Source organism: Xylanibacter rodentium (assembly GCF_013166575.1).
GTDB lineage: Bacteria > Bacteroidota > Bacteroidia > Bacteroidales > Bacteroidaceae > Prevotella > Prevotella rodentium.
Genome location: NZ_JABKKE010000004.1, coordinates 112,484 through 137,870, shown reverse-complemented (window position 1 = coordinate 137,870; position 25,387 = coordinate 112,484). Strand labels below are relative to the sequence as shown.

The following is a 25,387-nucleotide window of genomic DNA, read 5'->3' as shown; positions in this document are numbered from 1 at the left end:
TCAGGAAAGCAAAAACGCCGGTCAAAGTATCATTTTTTCAAGCATATTTACTATATTTGCACAATGAAACTTTGACTGAAACATAATGGCTACAACATACCTGCGATATATTCTGCTTACCTTCACATATTTTATGCTATGTCTCAACACACCGGCAACCGAGATATGGCGCCAACACTGGCTCACTATTTACGACGGATTGCCCGGATTGACGGTAACATCCATAAAAGAAGATCCGTCAGGAAAAATATGGATAGGGACAAGCAACGGAATTTCATTGTTCAACGGTGTATCGCTCAAAAACTATGTCCTGCCTCGCCTCCATAACGGACCGGCCAACTATTGCTTTGACATAGACATCGATGCAAAAGGTAACTTATGGGCCGCCACAAGAGACGGGGTGTTCATGCTCGACCGATATGCGGACAATTTTGAACGCATAAGCGACATCACCAAAGCCGAATGCGTGGCATGTGCCAGCGACACTATATACATAGGCACAAGAACAGGCCTGTTTGTCATCGACAGCAACAGACGGAGCAGACAGATAGACATCGCCGGTGGAACCGTCACTGAAAACAGCAGCATAAGATGTCTGCGTCTGGCCGGTGGCAACGTTTGGCTGACCATGCGCAACGGCCTCGTAAGACTGAACCGGGCCACAGGCAAAAGTACACGGCACAGGATGGAACTGCCGTCGGGTCTGAGCAGATTTGACATATGTGACGGAAAGTTTTTTGTAGGCACAAAAAACAACGGACTTTACGTTTTCAATCCGGCTGACGGCAATTTCCGGCATATAAGCAGTATCGGCAATATCATAAGTGATGTCAACGCGTGCGGAGACTCTGCGGTATGCATCAGTGTGAACGGAGATGGCGGCTATGTGCTCGACGCACGTAAGGAGACGGTGAAACAACATTTTTCAGCAAACGGCAACGACAAATTCGCTCTGCCGGACAATTCACTGACCACATTCATAAGAACGAGGATAGGAACAGACTGGTTCGGGCTGTTACAAAACGGGCTGTCATACAGTTACAAGGAATACAACTTTTTCCGGCCTTACAAACTCGCCGACTTCACCACACGCGGCATGAAGGTCAAGACTGCATATACCGACAGGAACAAACGACTCATAGCCACCGGCAACGGCTTTTGGATTGCCGACGAACAAAACCAGACATCCATGTACTTTGACACAGGCAACATGGGCTGCCACACCATTACCGACTTTTGCCGGCACGGAGACTACTACTATATAGCCACCTACGACGGCGGACTGCTCAGGCTGGACGTAAAAACAATGAAACTGGGACGACTGCCTGACTGTCCGAAACTGAACTACGCCACCGTACGATGTCTCAGCACCGACCGCACCGGCCGCCTTTGGGCCGCAACAAGCGAAGGCCTGTTTGTCATAGAAAATGACGAAGTGACCCACAACTATACTGAAAAGAACTCGAAGATACCCGAAGGCATATATTCCATATGGTTTGACAGCAACAACAACGGATGGATAGGCTCGGCACGCGGTCTGTGCCTGTATCTGTCGCGTGAGAACGCATTCAAGACCGACGGCTTCCCAAAAGGTTTTTTCGACAAGACAAACGGACTGCGCGTAACAGGCTGCGGCGACACTATATACGCATGGTCGGAAACAAAACTGTTCAAAACCGATCTCAGGATGAGCCGCTTCGAGGAAATAAACATACCGGACGGTGTATTGTCAGAGCGCCTTATAGACTTTGAAGCCGACAACGACGGCAGTCTGTGGATGGTGACCGAAGAAGGTCTTTTCCTTACCGATGCCAAACAGCGGCAGACAATACACTTCGGAGCCGGTAGCGGAATAGAACGTAACATAATGAACGAAGGATGTCTTGGAAAAGACAACCGGTATATATGGGTGGGAACATACAACGGTCTGATGATGGCCGAAAAAAAACAGCTGCACAACGATATCGCCTCTTCTTACCGTCCGAAATTGGAACTTGACTATGTAACGACAGGAGAGCACTCCGCCGGATATGGCGACATGATGCGCATAAACGACACTCGCGAGCTGTCGGTAAAATGGAACATAACGATACCGCGAATGGTTATAATGCCGGTATTGACAGATTACAGCAAACAAGGCCGGGATTTCTATGAATACCGGCTCGACGACGGCAGGTGGAATATTTGTCCGCTGGGGCAAGCCATAACCATAGACAACCTTACTCCGGGAAAACACTCATTGCAGATACGCATGGCCGGAATCACGACGAACACCGTTTCCTATACAATCAGCACCTACCCTGCCCCATTGTTTTACGCAGAAATACTCCTCACAACAATTATGGTATTGTTACTGTGGTGGTGGAACAGATGGCGTCGTAATACCAACATACTGTTGCGGGAACACATACAGACCGAAGACGCACTGATAGAAGAACTGACAAATCCAACCATACCCAAACAAGAAGAAGAACGACACCACACAGAAGAATCTGATGCCGCCGACCACAATACAAAACGCATGGACAACGGCAAATACAGAAAATCGAGAGTTACCGATCAGGAATTGGCACAGCTGTTCAACAGTATGGACGAATATGTGAAAGAGAAGCGTCCTTATCTCGACAAAGACCTTAAGATGAGCGACATAGCATCAGCGCTCGGCGTTTCGCCAAGTCTTCTCAGCCAAGTATTCACCCTTTACCTGAAAGAACCGTACTACGACTATATCAACAAATACCGACTTGAAGAATTCAAGAAATTCATAAATTACGGGAAACACAAACAATTCACCATAATGGCACTGAGCGAACAGTGCGGTTTCAAGAAAACTTCGTTCTTTTCAACCTTCCGAAAAGTGGAAGGCATGACCCCAACCGAATTTATACAAAAACATCTACAATGACATTGCAGCCTTGAGCTTGCTGCGTATTTCCCTACGCGACACGAAGAGATGATACTCTACAGTACGCTTGCTTATTCCGAGTTCTGCCGACAGTTCGTCGGCTGACAATCCGTCAAAACGCGTCATACGATATACCTGGGCCATCTTGTTAGGCAGTACGGCCAACAGTTTCTGCTCCATGTCCATTATCTGTCTGCACTCAAGTGTCTCGCTATCCTGCCAGAAACGCTTTCCATCCATTGCTTGCACATAGCCCGATATAGCCCTGCGCACAAACTCGCAATGACGGACATCGTCGACCACCATGCGCCGTGCAATGGTGAAAACAAAACTCTTTGCCGTCTCTTCAACAATCATATCCTCATAATTCATCAACTTGACAAACAAGTCCTGAGTCATATCCTCCGCACGCATCTCGTCATGCGTGTATTTCAGGAAATAGAGCTTCACATCGCTGAAATACATCTTATATATTCCGGCAACAAGTTTTCCCCTGCGGGATGTTACATTGTTAGAATCAGCCATATTTTATTTCGGTTTTTAGTTATCAGGAAAACGTCGTCTTTATATCAAAAAACAATGTTTCTGTCGCAAAAATAACAATAAAATCCAACCGACAATAAAAATCTGCCACAGGGTGTTGACGCTATGTTTAGCAAGGAAGAATATATATATAAACATCTGATTATAAACATATTAGAAAATCAAGAACAACATTCCGTCCAATTTAAACGAACGTTTTCGTCAAGCCAGATGAGCAGAACGAAACTTGTTTCAGTTCTGCCATGAGCTGACGGACATATACTTAAAAGTCTTTTCAAGTTAAAAATAATGAAATACGCCGTATCTAAACCGATTTATATTAACTTTGCAAACATTATATAATATAAGAATCTATAAATAATAAAAACTAATTCATACACTCTAAGAATGAAACAATTTAGACGAGTGGACAATATTCTCGGCTGGCTGTCATTCCTTATAGCGGCCTTTGTTTATTGTTCCACGATTGAACCGACAGCCAGTTTTTGGGACTGTCCAGAGTTTATCACCACGGGCTATAAGCTCGAAGTGGGCCATCCGCCGGGAGCACCGTTCTTCATGCTTACAGCCAATCTGTTTTCACAGTTCGCGAGCGATCCGTCGCAGGTGGCATACATGGTGAACACGATGAGCGCACTGTTCTCGGCCCTTACCATCATGTTCCTGTTTTGGACAGTATCACACCTCACGCGCCGGCTGCTCGTAAAAGACTGGAGCGAGCTTACCACAGGCAAACTGATAGCCATCGAAGCCTCCGGACTCGTGGGAGCACTGATATACACTTTCACCGACACATTCTGGTTCAGCGCCGTCGAGGGCGAAGTCTACGCCTATTCGTCACTGTTCACCGCTGTTGTGTTTTGGCTGATGCTCAAATGGGAAGACCATGCCGACGAGCCCCACAGCGACCGCTGGTTAGTGCTCATCATGTACATGACGGGCCTGTCCATCGGTGTCCATCTGCTCAACCTTCTTTGTGTTCCGGCATTGGTATTGGTATACTACTACCGCCGTTTCCCGCACAAGAATCCTAAAGCCGACCTGCGCGGTTCATTAGGCGCTTTGGCCGTATCGGTGGTCATTCTTGCAGCCGTGCTCTACGGTGTTGTACCGGGCATAGTACAGGTGGGAGGATGGTTTGAACTATTCTTCGTCAACACTCTCGGTTGTCCGTTCAATACCGGTGAAATCATATACATCATACTGCTCATAGCCTGTATCATCTGGGCCATCCGCGAAACCTATACCAACCGCAACGAGAAGCGCGGCAACATCGCATTTCTGCTCTCCGTGGGCATGCTTGGCATACCGTTCTATGGGCACGGATGGCCGGCTGTGATAATCGGTGTAATCGTGCTGGCACTGCTATGGATGGTGCTCAACATGCGCGGCAAGAAGAAAGGTCTGATGATAAGCGCACGCGTGAAGAACACCTCGCTGCTCTGCATGCTGATGCTGATGATCGGCTACTCGAGCTACGCGCTTATAGTGATACGCTCCTCTGCCAACCCGCCGATGGACCAGAACTCTCCGGAAGACATCTTCACCCTCGGACAGTATCTCAGCCGCGAGCAGTACGGCAGCCGTCCACTGTTCTACGGCAAGGCATACACCTCACAGGTGAAACTGGAGAAAGACGGCGAGTACTGCCGCCCCGCAGTGAAAAAAGGCGCCCCTGTATACCAACGCAAGGAAAAAGCATCGGAAAACGAGAAAGACTCATACTTCGTAGTGCGTACCAACGACGAATACGAATATGCACAGAACATGTTCTTCCCACGTATGTACAGTGACAACGACCAACACCGGAACGCATACGAGAGCTGGATGGGAGGCGTAAAGGGGACAAATGTCCCTTACGACCGCTGCGGTGAAATGATTATGGTGAAGGTGCCGTCGCAGATGGAGAACCTGCGCTTCTTCCTGTCATACCAGTGCAACTTCATGTACTGGCGCTATTTCATGTGGAACTTCGCCGGCCGTCAGAACGACATTCAGGGCAACGGCGAACTGGAGCATGGCAACTGGATAACAGGCTTCTCATGGTTTGACAACTGGCGCCTGGGAGACCAAAGCAAGCTGCCTGACGACTTGAAAGACAACAAGGGACACAACGTATTCTACTGTCTGCCGCTGTTGCTCGGCCTTATCGGGCTCTTCTGGCAGTCACTGCGCAAGGGACCGAACGGCATACGCCAGTTCTGGGTAGTGTTCTTCCTGTTCTTCATGACCGGCCTTGCCATCGTCATCTACCTCAACCAGACACCGATGCAGCCCCGCGAACGCGACTATGCCTACGCAGGTTCGTTCTATGCTTTTGCAATATGGTGCGGAATGGGCGTGGCAGCAATCATCGACGAAATCTGTCGCAAGATGAAAGGCCATGAAGCCTCAATAGCAGCGACGGTGGGTGCCGTGTGTCTGCTCGTGCCCATACAAATGGCGTCGCAGACATGGGACGACCATGACCGCAGCGGACGCTATACCTGCCGCGATTTCGGACAGAACTATCTCATGTCTCTCCAACAGGAAGGCAATCCGATTATATTCACCAACGGCGACAACGACACATTCCCGCTATGGTACAACCAAGACGTGGAGGGAGTGCGCACCGATGCCCGTGTCTGCAACCTGAGCTATCTGCAAACCGACTGGTATATCGACCAGATGCGCCGCCCGGCTTACGATTCTCCTTCCGTGCCCATATCATGGAGCCGTTTGGAATACTGTGCCGGAACAAACGACTATGTGCAGGTAAATCCGTCGCTGAAAGAAGAAATAAAGAATATCTATAAGGAATATCCTGAAGAGGCAGCAAAACTCTTCGGTGAAAATCCTTTCGAGCTCAAAAACATATTAAAGTATTGGGTTCGCGGTGATGTGAACGAGACACAACGTGAAATAATCAACCAGCTCACCAATGGCAACGGACACGTCATCCCTACCGACACGGTTTACATGACAATAGACAAGGAAGCCGTGAAGAAGAGCGGCATGATGATGGCCGCCGACTCTATCCCCGACCAGATGACAATATCGCTCGAAGGCAAACGCGCACTCTACAAAGGCGACCTGATGATGCTCGAAATCATTGCCCAAAGCAACTGGACACGTCCGGTATACGTGGCGCTGACCGTCGGTCCGAGCAATTACATGAATCTCGGTGACAACTTCATACAGGAAGGACTGGCATGGCGCATATCGCCCTTTACGACAAACGCTCCCGGAGCCAAGAACTTCGACACCAAGCGCACATACGACAATCTGATGAAGCGCTTCAAATTCGGAGGCATCGACAAGGAAGGCATCTATCTCGACGAGACCGTGATGCGCATGTGCTATACCCACCGCCGTGTGTTTGTACAGCTGGCCATACAACTGGCCAACGAGGGACAGAACGGGAAAGCCGCCGAAGTGCTGGCCTACGTCGACAAGAACGTGCCGAGCTATAATGTTCCCATAGACTTTGAATCGGGTTCGCTCGACGAGGCCCGCGTATACTCAGCCATCGGCGACAAGGCAAAAGCCATGGAAATAGTCAAGCAGCTGTGGAAACGCTCCGAGCAATACCTCAACTGGTATCTCAGTCTCGATGGCATACGCTTTGCCGGCTCACAACGTGAATGTATGCTCCATTTCCATGTCCTGCAGAACGCAGCCATGCTCGGTTCTGCCAACGACAAGGCTTGGGGCGAGAAGAAGATGACCGAACTCGAGTCTTTAATCAACGCATATCACGCCAAGGGCGGATCGTTCGGAGAATAATACAGACGCTATGATAATAGAACAGCCGGCAATGTGGTTGCGTTGGTTATATCCGAGGGCAACATGGAGGATGGACAAGCACGAAAAGTCGGTATACCTGACTTTTGACGACGGCCCCATACCGGAGGCCACACCGTTCATCCTCGACACCCTTGCCGAGTTCGGCATTCATGCCACATTCTTCATGGTTGGCGACAACGTGAGAAAATATCCGGAACTATATCGCCGTGTAGTGGAGGAAGGTCACCGTATAGGTAACCATACCTTCCACCACATGGGTGGTTTCAGACATACGGTGAAGACATACAATGCCGATGCGGAACAGGCCGACAAACTGTTGCACACCGATCTGTTCCGTCCGCCACACGGATGGATGCGCCTTGACCAGTATATCTGGCTCGGACGCAAATACCGCATCGTCATGTGGGACCTCGTCACCCGCGACTATTCCAAATGGATGACAGCAGAAGGAGTTCTCGCCAACGTAAGACGATATGCCCGCAACGGCTCAATCATCACGTTTCACGACTCATTGAAAAGCATCGACAAGTTGCACTACGCATTGCCTGAGTCTATCAAATGGCTGAAAGAACAGGGATACAGTTTCAAGACATTCGAATGAAGATTGTCTGTGCCACAGTCAGAAATCAATTGAGAATTTAGAATTTAGAATTGATAATTATGATTACCATTAGTTGGTGATAAGTTATTCATAATTGAGAATTTAGAATTGAGAATTATGATTACCATTAGTTGGTGATAAGTTGTTCATAACAGTATCAACTAAAAAAGCAAATCATAATTCTCAATTCTAAATTCTCAATTATCAATTATCACAACCTTGCCAGTTCCCTTAGTATGGCATCAGGCGCCACATCTTTCAATATGACAGTCTTGTCTGCATCAAGAAGATACAGAACCGGCATTGCAGGCAAATCGTAAAGCGCACTTTCGGTTATGACGTTATTGTCGTCGTGGCCCACAATCCAACGGTGTGGCATGTCGCGTTTGGTGCGTTCCCACACATCACCGTCGCTCTCCGTGTCGATGGCAAGCACAGTCAGAAGTCCTTTCTCCTGCAATTCCGCCAGCATTTCGTCAGCAGCCAAAGAAGCGGTGATTTCACTGCAATGTTCACATTCCGGATCGTAGAACACCAACAATATATTACCCGTCGATTTTGTCCCATGAAGCGTGCGGCTCACACCATCACGGTCAACATATGCGAAGTCGGCCGCTGCCATGCCCGGACGGTTCTTTTTCGCCGTATCAAGCTGGATGCGGGCACGTATCTTCTCACTTTCGTCCAACACTCCGGCTTCAATCTGACTATTCAGAAAAAACATGAACAAGTCCTCATTACGCATAGGAGAATCCGGTTCCGAAAGATACTTCTCCGCCAGTCCGGCAAGCATCAGAAAGACAGTCTTGTCCGCTTCCGCCCTCTTCATGAGCACAGCCACGGCCTTTTCCGCTGAAGAAGCAGGGGCATACGGCAACAAGTATACGAAGTTGGAGAAGTTGCGCTCCAGGAACTCGCTGTCATGGCTGCGCAACGTGTCGCTGAAATCCATGGCGTCCCAAAAATGCTCTGCCACATAAGACGAGCGTTCGTCCGGACTGTTGAGTGCCGACGGTATGGCCGGCATGGGAAGCTCGCCGCCGTTACCGTCCAAAACAATCTGCCCACCGGCATCGGACACCCCGCCCGCTGCCTTTCTGCCGCAAGCGGCAAACAACAACGCCACGGCTATAATCCATATCAACCGCGCCGTCTGTATCTTATGATTGATCATATTCATGCTATTCGACATCACGCACACAACGTACATAAAGAGCGTCTCCGTTTGAAGCGGTCAAAGCATAGGTGTGTCCCGATGAAGCTACAAGAAAACGCCTGTCGCCCGTTCCCCGGGCTATTCCATAGATATCAAAATATTCACGTGTACACGACAGCATCGACCCGGAAGACGTTACCAATCCCAGATTGCGCATTATCGACATCTCCTTCTGATTGGGCACACGCCAATTGGTGTGTCCACGATAAGGATTACGCCCGCTGTTAAGACTGCTGCAAGGATTCTTGTTGATGGCATCTATAAGCCCGGAGGTACTGCTGCCGTAACTTATTTTCTGCACCTTATCCGTTCCCGAATACTCAAACTTTCTGGCACACATGTTATATTGCTGGTTGTATATATCATGTATAGGCAACGGTGTGTCGCGGTAAGGACGCACCGACCGCACATCGTAGTATTCAAGTGACACTATGTTATTTTTACTGTCATGCACAAATGCCGGCGTAGTTCCGTCGTTATTCTTATCGGTACCCACCATCACCGAACTCAAGTTTGTACCGAGATTACGCACACAGCGCACCTCCCAAAACCCTACAGTCCAGTTCTGGCTAAAATTGCTTACCGAAAGTCCTTCCATGGCCCACAGCACCTTACGGTCGCTCGAATAAGCCTTGAACCGTGTGTTTTTCCCTTTGTCGCCATGTCCATTGACCGGATTACCCCGAGGATAATACAGTTTGTCTCCCACCCCCTTATAGTCCATGAGGGGTGTGGTAAGCGAGTTACGACCGAGAATGATACGCAGATACTTACCCATCGTAGGTACATACCACCTCACTTCCTCCGCATCTATTCTCCCGTTACCGTTGTTGTCGCGGTTGCGGTTTGTGCAGGCATTGGCCGCCTCCATAAACTGGTTGAGGTCGGTTACACGGGTAAGTCCACCCGGTTGCGGCTCGTAGTCAGTACTGAAGCCGATGGCGGTCATACCGGCATTGCTGTTTACCTCGGCTCGTGTCACTGTGGTACGCAACATCGGCACCGTTAGCACATTATCACTCTTACTTGGCACGGTATATGCCGGATAGTTTACTCCCTGGGTATTCACCGCCCCTATCGTCTGCACCTGCGTAGCGTTGAGCACCTTGTCCCAAGTACGGTCAATTACTCCGCCCCAATTTACATACATCCAATAGTTGTTCCTTCCGTTGGACTCTGACTCAACATGCAGCGAAACGGCTCTCAGATTGAGCCCTCTGCTCTCATTACGGTGCTCCACCCCCATGGCACCTATCGTCTCGCTCATATCCACATTATAATATGTCTGTATGGACTTCTGCGAGAAAGAGTATTTCGACACCACATACAGGCTCTCCTTATCAGGAGAGATGCGGCGGTTAACCTTTATCCAACAATAGCGTGACGGCTGGTTGACATATCCTTTCCAACGATTGCCGGTTTCATCCGGTCCCTTCTCATACACATTTTCGTTCACATGTACGGTATACCATCTGTCGGTGTTGTCGGTCGGATCGACTTTTTTGTCATCAGGATGCGGATGCTTTTTCAACTCGATCATCTCGTAAATCCTTATAACCTTTCCCGGGTCATATTTGGCAAGCACGTCCTGCCCTGTTGTGGGGATAAACTCAATCCATTTGTAGTATATAGAGTCAAAATCAAGATAGTTGTTCTCGTTTATATCATAAAGAGTGCCGTTTTCATACGCCTGTATAATAAAGCCGAAACCATTGCCTATCTCCTTGTCGTTTCCCGTACGTTCCGCATTAGACAGACATACATTGAACACCCCATAGTGAGCGTCAAGGTCATAGGTATCTCCGGTGATGCGCGTAACGGTGCCCTCCATGCCCGGCACGGCTTCGTCCGTCAGAGAGTTGCTGAAAGCCTCCACGTATATGGAGTTTGCACCGGCTATGTGTACATTGTATGTATAATCCGTATTGCGACGACACTTGAAGTCACGTGCCTTACGCTCCTCGCTGTCACCTTCGCAGTAACCCAGATGCACTGTAAACACGGCATTTCCGAAAGTTTCATCACCGTGAGCCGTGTCTTCCGGATCCCTGTCTTTTATATTTCCAGGTGTCACCTGGCATCTTATCTCCACGAATGTCGCCGTGTTGTTTAGGTCCCATTCGTCCGTGGCACACAGACTTTTGTATATGCCCATATTCACTCCCGCTGTCCCGTCACCGGCAGTGACATCCTTGTATTCCGCCTCGCGGTCGTTGTATGTACGCACATCGGCCAATCCGTCGTGCTTGTTTTCCATCTGATAGAAGTCGAAAGCATATGTACCTTCGGTCTCTCCCTTCTCAATATATGCCGTGCCGAACGGTTTCGTATAGGCCAAAGCATTGCCAGTACGGTCTTGTGCCGTCACTGTCATCCCGGCCACATTGCGACAGTTCAGCTCATCGGCTACGTTACCGTCGTCCTTTCCCGAACGCTCATATACCCAGCTCTCCTTCGGAACATTCTTCAAGCTATAGCTCTGCGGCACAATAGCCACGCCATTCTCCGGAATAAGATTGAATGTGACATGCGAGACAAGTCTTCTGAGGTGTATAGAGCCTTTCAGAGTGTATTCTCCTTTGCCTGTTGTCGGAATGTACACAGGCTGCGCATTTTTGCTGTCCTCCCAATCCACCAGGCCATGATTCAGGTTGTTCTCATAATACACACCGCACATGGGAAGCAAATCGAGCGGCATCGACACACTCGTAACACCGTCCACCACAGGTGCCAGCACCGATATGGCGCAAAACTCGTCCCATGTATCGGCCTCTTCAAGAAAAGTCCTCAACACTCCTTCCTCATAAGTCACCCTACCGTCTGCCGCCACAGTATATCTACGTGCCGAACTGGTATTGTCTATGTTGGCCACTGCCGCGATATAGCTCGGTCCCGACTTTGTATCGAGCGTTATCACGTGGTCAGTGTGGCTGTCGGTGTGACTGACATCAAGCACCTTGGCATCGCTCGTGGCCTCGCCGGTAGTGGCACTGTACACCCGCAGCCACAGCGATTCCACGCGGTTGGCATGGTCGTCGGGCAGCTTCGCGCGTGTACGCACCTGCATCTCCGGCACCACAACATTCACACCGATCCTTGCCGGTGCTCCGGCCACCGTAAAGTCAAGCTCGGTGTTGTCGTCTTCACTGCACGAGCATAGCATGCCCGACGCAAATACGGCCATCAGGCAAGTCAGCGTATATATATGTGTGTAAATACTCTTCAACAGTCTCATATCATCTTGGTGTTATTCAAATCTTATATCCCCTGCCGTGCGCACATCCCACGGGCACACAGTATAGTTTATGACAAGCCTCCGTTCCGGATTGTCCGGCGATCCGACAAGTTCAAAACGGTATATATGATTGCGTAGCAGATAGCTGTAGTTGGGGTCGTTGTCCATGACAGTGGGAGTAGTCCCGCCGCCATAGTCGGCAATGTCTACGATATACCCCAACAATTCGGTGTCACGTCCGGGCTTCCTTATCTGGAGCTTTATTGCCGGCCGCAACACGTCTCCCGGTTCCAGCCCTCTCATGTCAAATTCCGGCACATACGCGGCATACACAGGCCGGCCCTCTCCGTCGTTGCCCGCCGGCAGCATCCCGAGGTCGCTGCCCTGCTCCATTTCATCCTGCGGCAACGGCAGCGTCGGTGTCGTCACCTGTACTTCCTCCACATGCCATTCCGGATTTCTCTTCATGTCGCATATCAGCGTGCCCGTCTTGTTGTAGCGCGACACCGCCGCCACCTTCACACCGCAAACACCGTCTCTTTTGCCTTCGTACAGATTGTCTATTATCTCGATTTTCGCCACTGCCCTCAACAGCATGACGGGCTCGTCGATGCTTATCTCCCCGCCGGCCCGGACTGCGGCACTCGTCATTTCAAATTCTTTCACGCCACACATCGGTATTCCCTTGTGTCCGCTTACATAAGGTTGCCACGTCTGCAATGTCTCCTTCGCCGGCGACTTGTCCGTCGGCAACCTGAAAGGCTTGTTGCGTGCCTGCCCGACCACATCGTCGATGGTGGTCACGCCACTCACCGTCAAGATGTCGTCGTATTCACATCCGAAGCTGCGCCAGTTGGCAAGCACCATGATAGCCATATTCTCCTGCGCCACAGTACCGGTCTTTAGTCCGGATGCCACCGAGACCACTCCCTGCAACGCATAAAGCCGTTCCTTACTCCCTTCAATAGTCTGCACCGACAACGGCACGAAACGTTCCTGAAACACCATTCCTTCAGTGCCGTCGGCTGTTGTCTGTCGTCTGAATATCAGTATACAATAGTCATTCCCTTCTATATCTATACGGTTTTCCTCCACGCTGTTGTCGTCGTTCGACAATTCGGGGGCACGTGTACTCCCCATGATGTCTCCCGTACAGAGATGCATTGTAACGATCATGCCGGCATCCGAATCGTTCCGCACAACGACATCGCTGCCTGCGTCACAAGACACAAGCACCGGCATCAGTCCCGCCAACAAGGCAAGAAAGAGCAGAACGTCGGACTTAATATACAGCATTTATCTACAAATCCACATTATCGAGCACTACTCTCCACGAATTGATTATCACAGACGCGCTCAGCCACTTGTGGTCGGCATCGAGGAAGAACGTCATGTTGTACTCGTCCTGGCGGTCGAGATACTCCTGATTGCTCATCTCCCTGTTGTATTTGCCTTTCACAAGCAGTGCATAGTCTATCACCGGTATCGACAGCACCTTGCTGCCGTCCTTCTTTCTCACTGTCAGCACGGGGCGGTTGCGGTCGCCTTTCCAGTCGAGCATCATCAGGCGCCCCACTGTCAGCTCGGCCACCACGGCGCTCACACCTGTAACGACGGTGCCGTCTTCGTCGGTCACTCCCGCCTCACCGCTGTACTTGCTCCATGCCCCGTACGTCACATCGCCGCCCTCCATCAGGCCGTTTTCCGAATCGAGCCGGGCATTGCCTGCTCCCTCGATGGAAAATTCGAAGTCGTTGCTGTCGAGGCCGTCGCCCGACATCTGCTGCAACACGATGCGGAACACATTGGTGTCCTTGACCAGCGGCACGGTACATGTATATTCGCCGCCGTCCTCCATTGTCGGCAGCGTCACGTCGATGCTTCCATAAAACAAGGGATGAAGATCGTCATCACAATATGCCGTGCCCCCGGCGCCGGCCTCGGTGTTGAGGGTGCACACCATGTCCGTCAGGTCCGAACGCGATCTGACGCCCACGGTGAACGACTCTCCGTCATCAAGCCCGCACCATGCCACAATACGATAGTCGCCCGCCGGCAGAGGCAGGTCGAGGGCATAGCCGTCCGCAGCGAGGCGCTCGCCGCGGTCGGTTCCATGCCACACCATGTTGCCGTCGACGTCGAAGGCATATACCGCCACCGACTTCACTTCGTGGGCAAAGGCGTCGGCAAATTTCATGTTGTAATCGTAACGGAACATCAGGCGATACTTCGCCGAACAGTCTCCCTGATCGTCGTAAATCATGCCGTTGCACGACGACACGACCAAAGCCGACACCAATGCCACTATCACAGACGCTACTGTCCGAAACATGCCGATATATGATGACTTCTTCATCTTGTTTTATGAAATTGATCGTTTGAATATCAAAACTCAGTCAAAGCACTCAGTCAAATCTCTTATTATTTCAGATCTACTGTGCTCTTCACCACACGCCATGAAAGAACCTTGATGCGGGCGGCAAGATAAGACTCCTCGTCTTTGGGCTGCTCAGGATCGATAACATCATCCGGATTATACACAGGAGTGCCCAAGCCGGTAACACTGTTTATCACCACCTGATAAGAGTGGTTGCGCACCACACCGTATGCACCCACACTGGGAACATCTTGGCCCTTACCATCTTGTGTTATCTTTCCGAGGTGACGTATGTCTGTGTAGTAGTAGGTCTTTCCATCTTTCCACACCTTTGCATTGCCCAACTCCTTAAGCTGTTTGTTAACGGCCTCAATATCGGCTGTTTCAGCAGCGTCTCTTGAAAGATAGAACGTATTGCTTTCTGCATCGTCGACAAGAACAGCATATGAAGCGTCGTCGGCAAATCGAATCATTTCAGGAGTGATCAGCGCTCTCGTATTCTCATCTTTCTGATAATACACACCGGAGAAATTTGCCATGGTAATCAACACTCCATTCACGTCAGAGCGTATACCCCTCCACTCTGCAATCTCAATCGGTTTTCCGGTTTTGTCGACCAGCTGTGATGCTACAAGTATCTTTGTCGGTTTTTCAGGTGCCGCAACAGTTCCATCAGTAGTGTTCTTAGACGCATTCTCTTGAACGTATGTATAGTTGATGTCTTTATCCTCATTATACACCATATCGCCTTTCTGGTCCACCCCACCTACTTTAAACATCAGCGCATCGTTATAATTGCGGTTTATATATGTCATGCCAGCAGGATTCATGGCCCTGAACGAACGGAAGTAGTCGGGCCATGTCCAGTTGGTGATGCCAAGTTGCTTGTCTGTCCATTTCGGATCGATGTTCTTGAACAAATAAGACTTTTCCGTCTCCGTGGCAATGTTCCATCCCAAGAATTTCACATATACACGCTTATCCTCATCAGCCGATTTGTCTGTGGTCTGACCGGTATAATACAATGTCTCATTATCAACAGTTATATCATCCGCTCCGACTGTCATCTGTGCGCCTACACTCACCTTTGCAAGTACACGCTCAACATAGATATCCACCGGTGTTTTCTTTGCTTCTGTATCCGAAGTTTTGAAAAAAGACTGTATGTTGTCTACCTCCATCTTCTTCACTCCACTACCGTTGCCACTGGAAGAGTAAACACTGCTGCTCATTACGAATTTATTATCATTCCTGTCAAAACTATAATCGTTAACAATTTCCGACAGCTCACTAAGCGACATGCCTGTGCCGTCCTGTTTTGTCAATGCCTTGTCTGCATTAAGTACAGCCACGATCTTGTCAGGAATCAAATCACCCTTTTCTGTGTTGATAACGACCGTAACATCCAACAACATCTCCACGTTTGGCATACCGTCTTCTTTTTCTGCAGTGGTGGGCGAATTATAATAATTGACATAAGTGTCGCCCTGCTTTACGACATTGGCTGCAGAACCATCCGCATTGTAAAAATAGAAATAAGCGTTGGTAACATCGTTTTCCTTTCCGGTGCCTTTTTCATAATCGGCCTTGTTGCCATCGTCGTCAACAGGGTCGCCTACCTCTGTGGCACGTGTGCCTTCGTTTGCCGACATCACACTCACCGAAAGATAGAGATTCTGTCCGTTAGCGATACCGTCGGGGGTCGTTTCTCCCCCGACAACGTCGTCGCTGCTCGAGCAAGAAGCCATCATGCCCACTGCACAAAAGGCTCCAAATAAAAATTTTAAATTCTTCATAATTACAATACTGTTTATTGATTAATACTATGTTTGTTCTCTGTCATTTCTTTGCGGCCAGCTTCTTCATCCGCTTCTCCGTCTCGGCGATCACGGTCTCGGCCTCGGCTATGCCGCCTTTGCGCGCCTCCTCAAGCAATGCCCGCGCACGCTCGTAGTCCTTGGTCAGGTAGGCATGCACTCCACGTGCATATGCGGCCTCCGGCGAGTTGCCCGCCTTGTCGAGATAGCGCTGTGACGACACATAATCTCCGCGCTGCATGGCGGCATTGGCTGCATTGAGATTGGCCACGGCATCGTGGGGATACATCTTCACGGCCACGTCAAACACATCGCAGAACTCGTCGCTGCCCGGCTCATGGCTGTTGGCCAGCAGATACAGTTCGTTGAGGCTCAGCTTCTGCGGCTGCGTGCGCATGATGCGCTCTATGTCGTAGATGTCGGTGAAGTTGCGCACCACATACCTTATGCAATAGTCGGTACGGCGAAGCGACGGGTAGCAGTTGTCCAACAGAAACTTGTATTCGTCGGGATAGGCCCGCTTTATGGCTGCCTCCTTGGCGTCGGGCTCCATGCCGCTGTCTATCATGGCCAGTATCTCGCTGCGGTGCTCCAGATTGGACCGCTCCACAAAACGCCGCAGCCCCTCCCAGTTCTCCGGCTCGTAGCCGGTGCGCACCACGCCTTCGTCAAAATGGTGCAGCCGCTGCAGATGGGTCTTCAGCGCCTGCACACGTCCCTTAGCCAGATCGGCGTTGTGACTGTACGGACTCTCGGGCGATGCGAATCCCTTCAGGTCTACGTTGAGTATGGTTATGTCCTTGTCGCTTCGCACGGTGTCTATGCTCGCGTTGATTTTGCCTATCTCCGTGCGGTTGTCCATTATCTCGGGCTTCAGCACAGTCTTGTCCACCTCGAATATCACGTATGCCGTGCCGGTGATGGAGTCGGTCTTCACCCCCTGTGCCACAGGGGTCACATAGAGCATCTTCGGCACATACTCCACATATCCGCCCAGCCCCAACATCCACTCGTCGAGTATCGAGTTGCAGCAACCGTATTCATAGCAGGCCAGCTTGAGCCGTGCTCCCGACATCCATTCGCCGTAGGGCACGGCGGCGCTGTAGGCGAAAGTGTCAGGACAGTCGGCCGTGCGCAGCACGGTCTCGTCCTTGCCTGTGAGCATGCTCTCGCCGTTGCGCACATAATGGTAGTAGCGGCGACGTCCGTAGATGCCCACCGACGGCAGGTCTACAGAGTCGTTGCCATTGACCATGCGCGGAGTGAGCAGCACGGCACCGGTGCTCTTGAGGTCCAGGCGCGACAGGTCTATATCGAAGTCCACTTCGATGTTGCTGCCGTTTCGCTCGAAAGCGGCGTCAGCCACGCCCACTTCCTTGTGCTGTGCCCTCAACGGTTGCATCCATCCGGCAATCAGAATCGTCAATGCTATTATCGTCTTTCCCATATCCAAATATCCTTAATCTCAAAAAAAATGATGTTGCAGGTTTTTACCCTTTCTGTAAAAAGCAGATATACTATTCAAAACATATACACTATGTTCACGGCCGCCTTCGTCGGACCGACATAGTGGTGCGACTTGTCTGCCTCCACCTTTCTGCCGCAACCGGCACACTTGAAACGGTCGTAGCGTGTGAAGGAATAGCCGAGCCCCAGTTCGGCCTCAATATTCCAGTGTTTGTCAAGAATCCAGGCATATCCGTACGACACGCCCCCTCCGACAAACCATCCCTGGAAACGTGCATCTGACAACTTCGAGAAATCGGTGCCAAGAAAAGAGATACCGTTCTTTATCCCACCTATATTGAATTGTCCGCCATGCAGATGTGCACCGACGAAATGTCCCGAGAAGCGGTCGCACAGCCAGTAGCGCACACCGGGCTGCACCGACCAATGCTTCCAGCGTCGGTCGTGCGACAGGCTCCAGGCATTGAACTCGCCAATGACATCCAATGTCAGGCGGGGAGACAGTCCCACCTCAACACCGGCATTGATATTCATCAATCCGTCAGAAAGAACATTCGTCTTTAATGCCACTTTCTGAGCCTCAAGTGCCACAGCCGTCTGCAAAAGAAAAATCAAAACAATTACACGTCTCATATGTTAGCTAATCTTATAATCCATAAATACGGTATACCACTTTTTTACCGGTAGAAATGCAAATTAAGAAAAAAAGATTATCAAATTTACCCCCCGAAAAATTACCCTTTATTAACTTAAAACACGGGTATTTATATAAATTTAATATTTAAATCACAAAATAGCATATTATATATCATATGAAGCCAAGTGGGAATACAAACACTACAGAATATGATACAATTTATTTTGTCCTATAGGAAAATTTCAGACAATGCAAAGAAAAATATCTACATTTTCGCCAAATCAAATGAGCAGAGTGAAACTTGTTTCAACTATGTCGTGGCAAGAAAACACACATAAAAATGAACGCCCGGCATTTGTTTTTGGCATAAAATAACTGTTTTTATTTTGCCATTCAGCCAATGATTGTTATTTTTGCATTATAATGAACGAAAATGTATATACACAGTTTTTGGAAAAACATGGTGTGCGGCCTACGGCCAACCGTATTCTGATAATCAAGGCTCTTGTTGCAGCAGGACGCCCTATGTCTCTGTCCGAACTGGACAGCAGCATGGTCACTGTTGACAAGTCGAGCATATTCCGTGCACTGACCACGTTCCGCGAGCACAGGTTGCTGCATGTCATAGACAACGGATGTGACGGCGTGCGCTACGAACTGTGCATGTGCCACGACCACGACACCGACAGCGATATCCACGTCCACTTCTACTGCGAGCAGTGCCGCCGCACGTTCTGCATAGACAATGTGCCGGTGCCGCCCGTGCCTCTGCCCGACGGCTACCGCCCCACCACAGCCAACTATATGGTAAAGGGTGTATGCCCGGAGTGTGTCGACAAGAGATAACGATAAGTCAGCCAACAGAATAAAACCACATTATTGTCCGGACATAAGATGAACGCGCCTTGTTGGAACAAAACGAGCCTTCCAGGGCGCGTTCTTTCCCAACAAAGCGCGTTTTGTCCCAACTACTTGCGTGACATTGTTATATCCTGTGCGCTCAATATCCCCCTTTGGGGGATTATAGGGGTCTGTCCATTATTTTCTTAATTTTCCGCACTTTTTTTCTTCCATTCTGGAAAAGCCGCGGGGCCTTCTCTGCTTTCTTGACACACATTTCGGGTGCCCCGTTCTTGCCGTAAGGGCCTCCCGGGACTCCCATTACGGCGTTATTGTCTCGCCGCGGCGGCCTCGTTGCAATGCCGGGAGGCCGCCGTTGCAACCTCGCGAGGGCCTCTCTGCTTTTCTTACACGCCTACTTTACGGTATAATCAGCGTAAGTGCCTGACTGTCAGCACATCCTATTTTAGCCAAAAAATCGCGTTTTTCGGGCCATTGCCTGCAAAACGCGATTTTGTGACGAACGAGAAAGTGTTTTGTCATGTTTTTTTACGAATCTTAGATACCGATAAGTTTCTGAGAACGTTATATGAGCGAAGTCGTTAAAATACGAAATTACTCAATTGCAACAATGTCATATTCTGTATTTTAATAAGTTGGTCAACAGAATAAAACTACATAATCACTCGGATATAGGATGGATGCGCCTTGGATGGATGCGCCTTGAAAAGGCAACGAGCACATAGCCCGGGGCAGAGCGCAGCGGCACCCCGGGAATCAAACATCGACACTCCGCGCCCTGCAAGGGCAAAAGCATAAAAAACATACAACACATAAACTGTAAATACCTGATAATTAACGCTTTTGCCCTTTCAGGGCGAGTGTATACAATCGTGTTGTTCCCGGGGTTCCGCTTCGCTCTGCCCCGGGCTATGTGCTCGTTGCCTTTTCAAGGCGCATCCATCCAAAGCGCATCCATCCTATATCCGAGTGATTATGTAGTCTAATTTTGTTGACCAGCTTATCTATATGACAGACAAACCTGTAACTCCTTATATTATATAAAACAACAACTACCTTCAATTTAATTTGCACGACCGGAAATTAATGGCTAAATTTGCAACTGCGGCTAAAACATACCGCAGTTGCAGATTTTTTTATTACGACAAATCAGACAAACGACAATACTTATCTACATCAAAAGACATATTTACCGATTCAAATAGCAACGATTATGCAACAGATAGACAACAGCAGGATATTGCAGGCTCTGATAAGGGGATTTTTCGACGCACTTTATTGCGGACTGACTGACTATCAGGACAGCACAGCCAAAGAACTGATTCAGCCGAAGAAGATAAAAGAGGTGATGACGGAAAACTACGAGAAGATTTCGGTGGTGTTCAACGACACGCTGTTCTACCCCATCTCGTGCCTCAACTACACCTACGACGAGGTGACGGAAATGCTGAAAGGCATCGACCCTGACAACGTCGACATGCTCGAACTGGTGAAAAAGGCGTGCCGCACCGACGAGTGCTTCGAAACTATGAAGAACGGGTATTGCCGCAATCTGCTGACAATGCTCGAAGGACGCTATCCCACCTTGCACGGTTTCTTTGAAGAAAAGGACAAATACGGTGAAGAAAAACAAAGCGGGAACGGTGAAAAAGATGGCGGAAACAATGCCAATGAACAGGACCGGCATACCGACAGCGACGCTGCCATCGGCATGGCCGTGCGCACGGTGATGACGGCCTACGCCCAAGGACTGAGACAAAGCGGAAAGACTGAGGTGAAGCTGCATCAAGGTACGCTGTTCCGTCTGGTACTCGACGCTGTAACCACACTGCTGCACGACGCTCCGATAGACAGCAGCCACATGGAGAGCTTCGAGGAGCTGGTGATGGCCGTGTGCAAGACAAGCCACAACATCGACGTAATGACGGACGAGATGAACCGCATGCACGAAGAACTTATTTTTAAATGAAGAATGAAAAATGAAAAATTAAGAGTGAGGAATGAAGAATACTTATACTAATCAGACAAAGGCAATCATGAAGCATAACATCAAAGCTGCCATTCTCTTTATGGCTTTCGCATGCACGGCGATGAGTGCGATGGCGCAGTTCTCGAAACCGCGACGCACATATCTCGAGTATATCATAACCACCGACCATGCCGACCGCAACTACAATACTGGCGAACAGGCCAACGTGAAGATAGAGGCGTATAAGGGCGGAGTGCCCGTGGACGGAGTAAAGGTACACTACACCACCGGCGACGAGATGTTCCCTGCCGAACGCAAAGACTCCACTACATTCAGGGCCGGAGTGGCAACGATACCCGTGGGCACACGCACCGAACCGGGGTTCAAGGCGTGCAACCTGCAATTCACTGTTTACGACAAGACAGTGAAAGACATGGTGAAGGTGGCATTCAGTCCGTACGACATCAAACCGTTTACCACAATGCCCGACGATTTCGACCGATTCTGGCAGAAGACGCTGAAGAAGGCGGAGAAGACGGCACTCGATCCAGAGATTACGCCGCTGCCGAAGTATTCTACCGACAAGGTGGAGGTGGCACTCGTGAAAATCAACGTGGGTCCCGACGGACGACACATGTACGGATATCTTACCAAACCGCGCGACGGACGCCGCCACCCCGTGCTGTTCTGCCCTCCGGGTGCGGGAGCATCGAAGATTTCACCCACCACCTATTACAGCGAGCATGGCTTTATCTATCTGAATATCAACATTCACAACGGATGCAATCCGGAACTCGACGATGCGGCATATGCCGAAGCCAAGAGCAATGCCGAAGGATACAACCGCCGCGGAATAGGGAGCAAGGAAACCTTTTACTATCGTGAGGTGTACGCGGGCTGTTCACGTTGCATTGACTTTTTGTGTACGCTGCCCGAATGGGACGGCCGCAACGTTGGCGTGACGGGAGGCAGCCAAGGCGGTGCATTGTCCATTGTCACGGCTGCACTCAATCCGAAAGTGACATTCTGCTCGCCTTTCTACCCTGCCCTGTGCGACCTGACGGGATTCCGACACGGACGTGCCGGCGGATGGCCGAAGTACTTCAACAAGACTGCCGAAGCCGACGGTGCTGAAGAGACCATGCAGTATTACGATGTGGTGAACTTCGCGCGCCGTCTGAAATGTCCCGTATTCTATTCTTTCGGATACAACGACGAAACCTGCTCGCCCACATCCACATTTGCCGCTTACAATGAAATCACAGCTCCGAAAACACTCTCCACTACGCCCACAAGCGGACACTGGCGCTTCACGGAGACGAACGACGAATCGGTGGAGTGGATGAAACATTTTTGTAATTGAGAGTTGAGAATGGATAATTATGATTAGCTTCATGACCTTAATTCAAACGGTTCTATGGTTCATACAATATCCTCTTCTGAATTCTGATTCACATCTGAATAAAAAACAAATACATACTACAATGAAAAAGAAACTAATCGGAATTCTGACAAGTATTGTCACCTGCACTATTTGTCTACAAGCACAGCAGGAGTACAAATTATGGTACGACCGACCGGCCGGCAAATGGATTGAAGCCCTGCCGCTTGGCAACGGCCGTTTGGGCGCGATGGTCTACGGCGACCCGTCGAACGAAGAAATCCAGCTGAACGAAGAGACCGTATGGGGCGGCTCTCCCCACAACAACACCAACACGAAAGCCAAAGATGCGCTGGCCGAAATACGCCGCCTCATCTTCGACGGCAAGAACATGGAGGCAACCGACCTGTGCGGCAAGACAATCTCTTCACCACGCGCCAAAGGCATGCCCTATCAGACAGCCGGCTCACTGCATCTCGACTTCGGCAACTTCCGCAGCTACGCCAACTACTACCGCGAGCTCGACCTCGACCGCGCCGTGACCACCACACGCTTCACCTCGGGCGATGTCGACTACGTACGCGAGACGATAACATCACTTAACAACGACGTTATCTTGATGCGGCTAACGGCTTCCAAGCCCGGCAGCATCTCCTTCACGGCCCGCTACACCTCGCCCATGCCCGACACGAAACGCAGTGTGACAACCGACGGCCTGTTGGTGTTGGAGGGCAAGGGCAGCGACCACGAAGGCATTGAAGGCAAAATCCGCTACGCCACCCTGCTGCAATGCCAGCTCGACGGCGGCCGCCAGAAGTCGCAGGGCGACACCGCGCTCGTTGTAAGCAAGGCCAACAGCGTACTGCTGTGCATATCCATCGGAACAAACTTCAAGAACAACAAAGACATATCGGGCGACGCCATGACCAAGGCCAAAGCACTCCTCGGCAAGCGCCCCGCACTGAACAGCTTCGAACAAGCCCGCGACGCACACACCGAAGCCTACCGCAAATACTTCCGCCGCTCGATGCTCGACTTAGGACGCAACGCCCAGGCCGACAAGCCGACGGACGTGCGCATCCGCGAGTTCAACACCCTGTTCGACCCGCAGCTGCCCGCCCTGCTGTACCAGTTCGGGCGCTATCTGCTCATCTGCTCCTCGCAGCCCGGCGGCCAGCCCGCCAACCTGCAAGGTATATGGAACGACAAGGAGCGCGGAGCGTGGGACGGCAAGTACACCACCAACATCAACGTCGAGATGAACTACTGGCCGGCCGAAATCACCTCAATCCCCGAAATGCACGAGCCGTTCCTGCAGCTGATACGCGAGGTGGCCGAAACCGGCAAGCAAAGCGCCTCCGAGATGTACGGCTGCCGCGGCTGGATGCTGCACCACAACACCGACATCTGGCGCATCACCGGCTCGGTCGACAAGCCCTCAACCGGTGTATGGACCACGTGCAACGCCTGGTTCTGCCAGCATCTGTGGGACCGCTACCTCTTCTCGGGCGACCGCCGGTATCTGTCGGAAGTATACCCGATAATGAAGTCGGCATGCGAGTTCTACTTCGACTTCCTGGTCAAAGAGCCCAAGAACGGATGGCTCGTGGTGTCGCCCTCGTGCTCTCCCGAGAACCCGCCAAACATCAACTGCAAGCGCACATTCACCATCGTGGCCGGATGCACAATGGACAATCAGATGGTTAACGACCTGATGCGCAACACCCTCGAGGCCGCCGACATTTTGGGCGAGAGAGACAAGACCTTTGTACGCGAGCTGAAGAAAACCATCAAGCAACTCCCGCCCATGCAGATAGGCCACTGGGGACAGGTGCAGGAGTGGATGCACGACTGGGACAATCCCAAGGACCGCCACCGCCACGTGTCCCACCTGTGGGGCCTGTATCCAGGACGTCAGATAACCGTCAACAACTCTCCCGAGCTGATGGCTGCGGCCATGAAGACGCTCAAAGCCCGCGGCGACCACTCCACCGGTTGGTCGATGGGATGGAAGATAAACTTCTGGGCACGCCTGCTCGACGGCGACCACACCTACAAGCTCATCTCCGAACTCATCAGCGTGTGCACCGAAGAGCGCGGACAGGGCGGCGGCCTTTACCCCAACATGTTCGACGCCCACCCGCCTTTCCAAATCGACGGCAACTTCGGCGCCACAGCCGGCATTGCCGAGATGCTCATACAGAGCCACGACAACGCCCTGCATCTGCTGCCCGCCCTGCCGAGCGTATGGCGCGAAGGCAAAGTCACCGGATTGCGTGCCCGTGGAGGCTTTGTGCTTGAGTCGATGGACTGGCACGACGGCCATCTGTCGCAAGCCACCCTGCGCTCCACCATCGGCGGCACGATGCGCGTGCGTAGCGCCGTTCCGCTGACACTCGACGGCAAAGAGTTGAAGCCCGCCACCGGCGAATGCCCCAACCCGATGCTCCGCTCGCAGACCATCCGCAAGCCATTGGTCAACAAGAAGGCTCCCAAAGATGCGATTACAATCCGCACCTGCCACGAATACGACATAGCGACAACCGCCGGCGGCACGTATGTACTGAAACAGGCCGGTAACAATTAAAATAT

The 25,387-nt window shown here is 50.8% G+C and carries 15 protein-coding genes; 7 read left to right on the top strand and 8 right to left on the bottom strand.

Features of this window, described 5'->3' with window-relative positions:
* The first annotated feature begins 85 nt into the window (after window positions 1-85).
* Window positions 86-2,905, top strand: coding sequence for a two-component regulator propeller domain-containing protein (locus HPS55_RS03905; RefSeq protein WP_172176372.1), 2,820 nt, complete (start codon window positions 86-88; stop codon window positions 2,903-2,905).
* Here the strand turns inward: HPS55_RS03905 and HPS55_RS03900 are convergent.
* Entirely contained in the window at window positions 2,897-3,430 is a 534-nt protein-coding gene (locus HPS55_RS03900) for a sigma-70 family RNA polymerase sigma factor (RefSeq protein ID WP_172324701.1), read from the bottom strand. The genes HPS55_RS03905 and HPS55_RS03900 overlap by 9 nt on opposite strands.
* Before the next feature lie 405 nt (window positions 3,431-3,835).
* Between HPS55_RS03900 and HPS55_RS03895 the strand changes: the two genes are divergently transcribed.
* Together HPS55_RS03895 and HPS55_RS03890 are read left to right on the top strand one after the other, a co-directional pair.
* Window positions 3,836-7,213: a protein O-mannosyl-transferase family gene (locus HPS55_RS03895; RefSeq protein WP_172324699.1), complete on the top strand. Its 3,378-nt coding sequence runs from the start codon at window positions 3,836-3,838 to the stop codon at window positions 7,211-7,213.
* Between the two features lie 10 nt (window positions 7,214-7,223).
* Window positions 7,224-7,835 carry a polysaccharide deacetylase family protein gene (locus tag HPS55_RS03890; RefSeq protein WP_172176378.1) on the top strand — a complete coding sequence of 204 codons (612 nt, stop codon included), beginning with the start codon at window positions 7,224-7,226 and terminating at the stop codon, window positions 7,833-7,835.
* Window positions 7,836-8,046: 211 nt separating this feature from the next.
* Here the strand turns inward: HPS55_RS03890 and HPS55_RS03885 are convergent, their stop codons facing one another.
* From HPS55_RS03885 to HPS55_RS03855, 7 genes are all read right to left on the bottom strand, one after another.
* Window positions 8,047-9,015, bottom strand: coding sequence for a DUF5106 domain-containing protein (locus HPS55_RS03885; protein WP_172176380.1), 969 nt, complete (start codon window positions 9,013-9,015; stop codon window positions 8,047-8,049).
* A gap of 1 nt (window position 9,016) precedes the next feature.
* Window positions 9,017-12,286 carry a hypothetical protein gene (locus tag HPS55_RS03880; protein ID WP_172176382.1) on the bottom strand — a complete coding sequence of 1,090 codons (3,270 nt, stop codon included), beginning with the start codon at window positions 12,284-12,286 and terminating at the stop codon, window positions 9,017-9,019.
* 12 nt (window positions 12,287-12,298) lie between these two features.
* Window positions 12,299-13,582, bottom strand: coding sequence for a hypothetical protein (locus HPS55_RS03875; RefSeq protein ID WP_172176384.1), 1,284 nt, complete (start codon window positions 13,580-13,582; stop codon window positions 12,299-12,301).
* Between the two features lie 4 nt (window positions 13,583-13,586).
* Window positions 13,587-14,642: a FimB/Mfa2 family fimbrial subunit gene (locus HPS55_RS03870; protein ID WP_172176385.1), complete on the bottom strand. Its 1,056-nt coding sequence runs from the start codon at window positions 14,640-14,642 to the stop codon at window positions 13,587-13,589.
* Between the two features lie 65 nt (window positions 14,643-14,707).
* Window positions 14,708-16,459 carry an Mfa1 family fimbria major subunit gene (locus HPS55_RS03865; protein ID WP_172324697.1) on the bottom strand — a complete coding sequence of 584 codons (1,752 nt, stop codon included), beginning with the start codon at window positions 16,457-16,459 and terminating at the stop codon, window positions 14,708-14,710.
* Window positions 16,460-16,502: 43 nt separating this feature from the next.
* Window positions 16,503-17,927: a DUF3868 domain-containing protein gene (locus HPS55_RS03860; protein ID WP_172176389.1), complete on the bottom strand. Its 1,425-nt coding sequence runs from the start codon at window positions 17,925-17,927 to the stop codon at window positions 16,503-16,505.
* A gap of 74 nt (window positions 17,928-18,001) precedes the next feature.
* Window positions 18,002-18,580, bottom strand: a complete 579-nt coding sequence (locus tag HPS55_RS03855) for a DUF3575 domain-containing protein (RefSeq protein WP_172176391.1) — start codon at window positions 18,578-18,580, stop codon at window positions 18,002-18,004.
* A 427-nt stretch (window positions 18,581-19,007) separates the two neighbouring features.
* Here HPS55_RS03855 and HPS55_RS03850 point away from each other — a divergent pair, with 427 nt between their 5' ends.
* The 4 genes from HPS55_RS03850 (at window position 19,008) to HPS55_RS03835 (ending at window position 25,382) form a co-directional block, all read left to right on the top strand.
* The gene (locus tag HPS55_RS03850; protein WP_172176393.1) at window positions 19,008-19,430 is read left to right on the top strand and encodes a Fur family transcriptional regulator; all 423 of its coding nucleotides are present in this window, start codon (window positions 19,008-19,010) and stop codon (window positions 19,428-19,430) included.
* A gap of 1,228 nt (window positions 19,431-20,658) precedes the next feature.
* Complete coding sequence (locus HPS55_RS03845) at window positions 20,659-21,414, top strand: hypothetical protein (RefSeq protein WP_172176395.1); 756 nt, start codon at window positions 20,659-20,661, stop codon at window positions 21,412-21,414.
* A gap of 67 nt (window positions 21,415-21,481) precedes the next feature.
* A complete protein-coding gene (locus tag HPS55_RS03840) occupies window positions 21,482-22,777 on the top strand; it encodes an acetylxylan esterase (RefSeq protein ID WP_172176397.1) in 1,296 nt (431 codons plus the stop codon).
* A 121-nt stretch (window positions 22,778-22,898) separates the two neighbouring features.
* Window positions 22,899-25,382 carry a glycoside hydrolase family 95 protein gene (locus tag HPS55_RS03835; protein WP_172176399.1) on the top strand — a complete coding sequence of 828 codons (2,484 nt, stop codon included), beginning with the start codon at window positions 22,899-22,901 and terminating at the stop codon, window positions 25,380-25,382.
* The last annotated feature ends 5 nt before the right edge of the window (window positions 25,383-25,387 follow it).

Excerpts from the sequence above, each read along its gene's own strand:
- HPS55_RS03880 (WP_172176382.1), bottom strand. The coding sequence starts at position 12,286 with ATGAGACTGTTGAAGAGTATTTACACACATATATATACGCTGACTTGC.
- HPS55_RS03860 (WP_172176389.1), bottom strand. The coding sequence starts at position 17,927 with ATGGGAAAGACGATAATAGCATTGACGATTCTGATTGCCGGATGGATG.
- HPS55_RS03890 (WP_172176378.1), top strand. The coding sequence starts at position 7,224 with ATGATAATAGAACAGCCGGCAATGTGGTTGCGTTGGTTATATCCGAGG.
- HPS55_RS03865 (WP_172324697.1), bottom strand. The coding sequence starts at position 16,459 with ATGAAGAATTTAAAATTTTTATTTGGAGCCTTTTGTGCAGTGGGCATG.
- HPS55_RS03850 (WP_172176393.1), top strand. The coding sequence starts at position 19,008 with ATGAACGAAAATGTATATACACAGTTTTTGGAAAAACATGGTGTGCGG.
- HPS55_RS03835 (WP_172176399.1), top strand. The coding sequence starts at position 22,899 with ATGAAAAAGAAACTAATCGGAATTCTGACAAGTATTGTCACCTGCACT.
- HPS55_RS03845 (WP_172176395.1), top strand. The coding sequence starts at position 20,659 with ATGCAACAGATAGACAACAGCAGGATATTGCAGGCTCTGATAAGGGGA.
- HPS55_RS03885 (WP_172176380.1), bottom strand. The coding sequence starts at position 9,015 with ATGAATATGATCAATCATAAGATACAGACGGCGCGGTTGATATGGATT.
- HPS55_RS03900 (WP_172324701.1), bottom strand. The coding sequence starts at position 3,430 with ATGGCTGATTCTAACAATGTAACATCCCGCAGGGGAAAACTTGTTGCC.
- HPS55_RS03870 (WP_172176385.1), bottom strand. The coding sequence starts at position 14,642 with ATGAAGAAGTCATCATATATCGGCATGTTTCGGACAGTAGCGTCTGTG.
- HPS55_RS03895 (WP_172324699.1), top strand. The coding sequence starts at position 3,836 with ATGAAACAATTTAGACGAGTGGACAATATTCTCGGCTGGCTGTCATTC.
- HPS55_RS03905 (WP_172176372.1), top strand. The coding sequence starts at position 86 with ATGGCTACAACATACCTGCGATATATTCTGCTTACCTTCACATATTTT.
- HPS55_RS03875 (WP_172176384.1), bottom strand. The coding sequence starts at position 13,582 with ATGCTGTATATTAAGTCCGACGTTCTGCTCTTTCTTGCCTTGTTGGCG.
- HPS55_RS03855 (WP_172176391.1), bottom strand. The coding sequence starts at position 18,580 with ATGAGACGTGTAATTGTTTTGATTTTTCTTTTGCAGACGGCTGTGGCA.
- HPS55_RS03840 (WP_172176397.1), top strand. The coding sequence starts at position 21,482 with ATGAAGCATAACATCAAAGCTGCCATTCTCTTTATGGCTTTCGCATGC.